Source organism: Citreicoccus inhibens (assembly GCF_019039035.1).
Lineage (GTDB): Bacteria > Myxococcota > Myxococcia > Myxococcales > Myxococcaceae > Citreicoccus > Citreicoccus inhibens.
The window spans coordinates 1-5922 of record NZ_JAHNZT010000084.1; the positions used below are offsets into that span (position 1 = coordinate 1).

The 5922-nt window shown below is 65.3% G+C and carries 4 protein-coding genes; all 4 read left to right on the top strand.

The window, feature by feature from the left end; all coding sequences use genetic code 11:
* The first annotated feature begins 385 nt into the window (after nucleotides 1-385).
* The 4 genes from KRR26_RS35995 (at nucleotide 386) to KRR26_RS37770 (ending at nucleotide 5459) form a co-directional block, all read left to right on the top strand.
* Nucleotides 386-1672 carry a serine/threonine protein kinase gene (locus tag KRR26_RS35995; protein ID WP_217082135.1) on the top strand — a complete coding sequence of 429 codons (1287 nt, stop codon included), beginning with the start codon at nucleotides 386-388 and terminating at the stop codon, nucleotides 1670-1672.
* A 120-nt stretch (nucleotides 1673-1792) separates the two neighbouring features.
* Nucleotides 1793-3136, top strand: coding sequence for a hypothetical protein (locus KRR26_RS36000; protein WP_217082136.1), 1344 nt, complete (start codon nucleotides 1793-1795; stop codon nucleotides 3134-3136).
* A 250-nt stretch (nucleotides 3137-3386) separates the two neighbouring features.
* On the top strand, nucleotides 3387-4733 hold the full coding sequence (locus KRR26_RS36005; RefSeq protein ID WP_328707279.1) for a Tox-REase-5 domain-containing protein: 1347 nt from the start codon (nucleotides 3387-3389) through the stop codon (nucleotides 4731-4733).
* Nucleotides 4734-4745: 12 nt separating this feature from the next.
* A complete protein-coding gene (locus tag KRR26_RS37770; RefSeq protein ID WP_217082138.1) occupies nucleotides 4746-5459 on the top strand; it encodes an immunity 52 family protein in 714 nt (237 codons plus the stop codon).
* Nucleotides 5460-5922: the final 463 nt, after the last annotated feature.

Genomic DNA, 5922 nt, shown 5'->3' on the forward strand with positions numbered 1-5922 from the left:
TCGTCCACGACGGGAACTCCTCGGCTCCCCTGCCAGGGGGAGACCGTCTCGGTTGGTTTCTCCGAGGAGCTTCCCTCTTTCCCGCTCACCTCTGTTCGCCGACTACACACTTATAGGGACACGACCGAGTCCAAGCCAGGGGCTGCCTATCTGAACAAGGCCCTTCCCGCATACCCAGTTGAGCGCTGGCCCTAGTCATTCCAGGCGGTTGCGCGGGCGAATGTAACAAAACGATACATTCTAGGGCTTCGAGGTCGCACTCGGAGTGAATGGGATTTCGAGGTTTTTGTACCTATCACGTCGTTCCGCTTGGACTGGGCTGCCGGTACCTTGAGCTTGCCGTTGCGCGAATCCCTCTCGCGCAGGCCCTTGGAGTTCCCTGCCCATGTCCAATCCGTCTGACTCTCGGCCTGCCGGGAGGGTTGTCCTATTCACGAACGGCGACACCGCCTACGAGTTCTTCCGCGACTTGGGAGAGGGGCGCGTCGGTGAGCGCATTCTCCTGGCCCAGACGCGCACGCCGAGGGGCCTCGGTGACTGTGTGGTGCTCAAGTGCCTGCCCTTGCCGAAAGCGGCGGACACGACGGAGAAGCATCAGCGCGCCCGTGCTCGGCTGGAGGAGGAAGTCCGGCTGGCGCAGTACCTCCAGCACCCGAGCATTGCCCGCGTGTATGGCCTCTTTGCGCTGGAGAATGGCCTGTGCGTGGCGATGGAGAGCGTCGAGGGACTGTCGCTCAACACGCTGCTTGCGGTCGCCCAGGCGCGCGGTCGCTACTTCTCCGAGGCGTTCATCCTGTACGTGGGCGCGGAGGCCGCTGCGGCCCTCTCCTACGTGCATACGTGCACGGACGACGCGGGCATTCCGCTGGGCATCGTCAACCGCGACATCAACCCCACGCGCATCCGCCTGGGGCCTCACGGTGAGGTGCGGCTGACGGACTTCGGAGTGGCCCTCTCGCGCCTCTCGGGGCGACTGGCCACCTCCCTGCCTCGCCCCCAAGGCGAAGTCCTCTACTCGGCCCCCGAGGTGTTGCTAGGGGAGGGGGTGGACGCTCGTGCGGACTTGTTCTCCCTGGGGCTCACGCTTTTGGAGTTCGCGACGGGACGCCACCTCTACGACCCGAGCCACCTTCGAATCGAGGAAGTGGAAGCGCGCCTCTCGACAGAGGAACGAGAGCGCGTGCTCGCGGCCTCGGTGGCGTCGCTCGTGACGGAGCTGCCTCCGTTTGCCGAGGATGCCATCTGGTGTGCCATGGCCTATCGCTCAGGGGACATCGAGCACGCCGCGCGCGGACTCGCGGTTCCGCTCCGGGACATCATTCACACGCTCCTGTGCCGCAACCCCTCCGACAGATTCGGCACGGCGAGGGAGTTGGAACTCGTCATGCGAGCGAGACTGTCTGCGCTGGGGCCCTACACGGGGGCGGATGCGCTGAAGGAAGTCCAGACTGCCCTCGGGGATATCGGTGCCGGGCTGTGGGACTTCGAGTTGCCGAGTGATGAAGGAGGAATCACTCCCCCTGTGCCTGAAGCGTATGGGGCTGATGCGGTTTCCACTGCGTCCGGTACCCCGAGGGCGGGAGGGCGGCGGTCGAAGCTGTCGGATGACACGCCGACGGAGCCCGGTGTTCCCCCGCGCAATCGCAGACTGACGAAACAGCCGACCGCGTAGCGGCGGCACCTCTTTCCCTTCAACCCCGCTGATTCACCACCGGAGCGGCGCGAACTGCCGAGCCGACCGGGAGACGTGCGTTTCGTGTGCCTCATGTCGGGGCACGCACAGGAGGCGTGTATGCAGAGAGTGCGAAGCTGGCTGTCCGTGTTGGTGCTGTTGCTGTTGCCCCTCTCGGGATGGGCCTCGGAGCTTTCTGCTCTCGAGGAGTTGCCCCCACCCTCGGACTCACCTGCAATCCCATGGGCGTACCTGGCACGCGTCGAGGCGACGGCGTGGACACTCCTGCCGCGCGCGGGCTCGGGAGTGGAAGAGGGCTTCGCGCAGGTGGAGCCCACGTTCATCCTCGACGGCGGGCCGGAGTTCGGCGTCAACGTGGGTGCTCCCGTGCGCTTTCGCATGTGGGGCGGTGGTGAAGGTGCAGGGCTCGTGCGCCGCGAGGATTGGGACACCCTCTCGGACTGGGGGCAGGTGATTCGCGGCCTCAAGTTCGGCTCGGACAACGCGCCGCTGGGCGTGTGGTTCGGTGCCTTGGAGAGCTACAGCCTTCTCTCCGCGCATCTGGTGCGCCGCTACTCCAACCGGATGAATCCGGACTACCACCCGGCAGGCGGCTTCCTCACCGGCACGCTGGGGCCTCTGTACACGGAAGCCTTCGTGTCGGATGTGCTGGGCGCTCGGTTGATGGGGGCGGAGTTCTCGTTGGACGTGGAGCATCTCCTCTTCGGCAAGCCGGAGAATCGAGGTTGCTACACGCTGGCGTTGTCGGCGGTGCACGACTGGGGACGGGCAGGAGGACGCGCGCCCTCGGTGACGCTGGCGCACCTGGACGCCACGGCGATTGCGGTGGTGCGGCCGGGCTTCGAGGCCCTCGTGATTGCCGGCTGGGGTGGCAGGCCCGGAGAGGGCGGCGCCTGGGGCGCGGTGTTGGGCGTGGGCGTCGACACGGTGACGCCGACGCTGGACATGACGTTGCGGCTGGAGGTGCGCAGGCAGCACGGCGGCTTCCGTCAGGGCTTCTTCGGCCCGGACTATGAGCTGGCGCGATTCCGTGCTGCGGGGCCTGACGGCGTGCCGCTCGCGGAGTCTCCATTCCCGAGTGGCTACTCACTCTATGGCGAGGCTGTGGTGGGCTGGGATGCGGTCCACTACGGCGGCCTCTCCAAGCACCTGAAGCTGACGCTCGGCGCGGAAGCCTTCACCTGGGGCCGCTTCGACGTGGATGGGCGCGTAGCGGTGCAGCTCTTCGAGCGCAGCTTGGAAGTGGCGCTGAAGGGCCTCGGTGTGGGCATGGGACAGCCCGGAGCGCGCTACCTCGGCGGGGCCGAAGTGCGTTGGCGCTTCCTCAACGGGAAGCTCTACGCGATGGGCACAGCGGGCACGTTGCTGTTCCCCACGGCGGAAGGCTCGCTGCGACCGGGGGCCTTCGCCTCGGTGGGCCTGGGGGTGGACAGTGCGCGCTGATGCTTTCTCCCTGATGCTGGTCTGGCTCTTTACCGGGTGTGTCAGCGTCGCGCCTGCATCGGGCCGGGGTCGAAACCTGAGCTACGCGCCTCATGTCCTCACCACTCCAGCGTTGGGGACGCCTCTGCTCGACGAGCGTCCCCGCAGCTCGGGTTCCCTGCCGGTCTCGATTGCGGACTCCGGCGAGTCGTCGCGGCTTGGTCGTCGTCGGGTCCCTCGTGAGGAAGCTACGGGGGCCGGAGGGGGCACTGTGGCTCCGGCGGTGGGCGGCCTGTCGATTGGTGGTGTTTCTGGCGGCACTACGCAACTGGACGCGTGGGAGCTGCTGCTCACGAGTGCAGGACTTGAGGCTCGTGACGAACGCCCCATGCCTGGAGGTCCGCTCACTCCGACCCAGGCGGATCGCTTGCTGAGAGGACTCCTGGGGAAGCCCGTTTCGTTGGGGCAGTTCCCCGCGCGCCTCGCGGCCGGCTATCTGCTGCGCAAGGTTCTGGAGCGGGGCGAGATGCCACGCGCCGAATTGGTGCGCCAGGTCGAACGCTTCGCTGGGGTTGCAGTCCTGCGGCCAGATGGGTGTCTCGCGTGGGTGCGAAACGGTGCGACGCAACAGCGGGTCGCGCCCGTCGAGTGGCGAGACGGTGCCTTCCGCGCCCACGGTTTCGAACTGGGGCGCTTCTACGACGGGCGTACAGCCGTCTTTCGCCTCATGGGTGACGACCTTCAGATTGTCGATCGCCACCCAGTGGGAGAGGTCTACAGCGATGCAGACTATGTGGGCCGCACGCTCGACGGAGCTGAAGCCGCGTTCGTGAAGCTGGCGCTCTCCATCGGCTATTTCTTCACCTACCCGCTGGACAGCATTGCTTCCCTCAAGAACTTGCCAGCTGGTGTGGCGGCGCTCATCGAGTCGTCGCCGGAATACTTCGAGCGCTTTCGGTGGATGACGAAGGGGGAGCAGATTCAAGCCGTGGCCGAGCTGGCCACGAACCTCCTCCTCACGACGGGGACGGCTTCGGCCGCGACTCGCACTGTGACTGGGTTGATGGCGGGAGCCGAAGCAACGGTGCCGGTGCTGTCTCTCTCGGCGCAGGGTGCGCTCACCATCGAGCGAGTGGCCATTCCTGTCGGGCGAGCGGCGGCGGTGCTCGGTGGTGGACCTGGGGCGGCCATCATCCTCCAGCGGGTTGGTGCGCAGGGGAATCAGGAGGCGCCCTCAGATGGCCCGGGGAGATGGGAGTTCGCCAGGGAATCAATGGAAGAATCCGCGCGTCGCTACGAGAAAGAGGTGACCGGGGCTCCGGACGGCCAGTCCTACGTTGTCGGGGACGTGAAGTTCGACGGGTACAAAGATGGAGTCTTGCTGGAGGCCAAGGGGCCCGGCTATGCCAAGTTCATTCCGGACGCGGCAGAGAGCGGCGGCTGGTTTCAGGGCTTTAGGAAGATCGTGAATCAGGCGGAACGACAGCTCGAAGTCGCCAACGGCACTCCTATCCGGTGGCACTTTGCGGAGCGTGAGGCGGCGGATTTTGTCCGCGAGATCTTCAGGACCGAAGGGCTTGGAAGGATCAAAGTCGTCTATACCCCGCCATCCCTCTAGGTGCAGAGCCCAATGACTGAACGGTACTACGCTGGTGTCTACTGGTCAGGACGACGTGGAGTGGCGGAAGAGCATGCGCGCCGTGCTGGCGCCTTCTTCCGAGGGTTGGTCGCCTTGGATCCAACCTTTGCTCAGTGGTTCGAACAATCATCGTCTCGCACGGCCGCGTTGGCGAGCAGGTTCGAGCCTACGCAAGACGCACTGTCCGCGCTGTTTGCTGAAGGGAAGTACCGTCAAGGAGCCGGAGACGTTGCCTTCGCCGCATGGAACGGCGAGTCCGAGGGCGGCACTGTGGCGAGCATCACCTGTGGCTCGCGCTCGCGGCATGTGCTGGACCGATGCACCGTAACTCTTCCCTCAAAAGGGGGGGCCGCAGAACGGCTGCTCTCCGCGCCCGTTATGGCCGAGATCATGAGGTCAATGGTGCTTGCGTGGGAGCCAGAGTGGGGCGTTGCTACCTCTGTCGCTCATCGTGACAACGTGTCGGAGGAGGCAGACCCCGGAACGTTCGCTGGATGGGTGATGTACTTCTCTCGCCAGCGAGGTGAAGTGCCGCCCCTTCCTTCTCCAGTACAGGTTGAGCCAGTTGGAGATCAGGGAACGCTCATCGTCATCACTCCCGAACGTTTCTCGGCTACAAACCTGGAGCACGTAGCTCTTGCCGCGCGTGTCCACGACCTTCTCGATCGAGCAGGGCTCCTGAAGTCACTCCTGCCCCCAGGGTAGAACCGTGATGGGGGCGACTGGCCGCCCCATCAGTCCGTCGCTTCGTTCTACTGGTGGGCTCACCGATTGCCCCCATATAGCCCCTCCAGGGTGGAATCGGGCGGCAGGAGGCGGGACAGGGCGGGACAACAACTGGCCAAAATCCCCAGTGAAATCGCGGATCAAGGCGATCCTGCCTCGGGATTGGGTTGTTCGGTGCAGCGGGTTCGAATCCCGCCCTGGGCACTCCGAATTAAGCCTCCAAGTCCTTGTGACTTGGGGCTTTTTTCATTTCTAGGCTACTGCCTCCTGTCCATGTTGCACGTATGTCGCATGCGACAACACGGGCCCATCGAGGGTAACCGTCCGGCGAGTGACGTGTGGAGAGCGGTTGAAGACGGATGGGTGCCGTGTTCGGCGAGCGCCGCGACCGGAAGGGTGTTCAGGGCGGAGGTAGGAGGTGCGCCTGGGGCGGGTCCGTGGT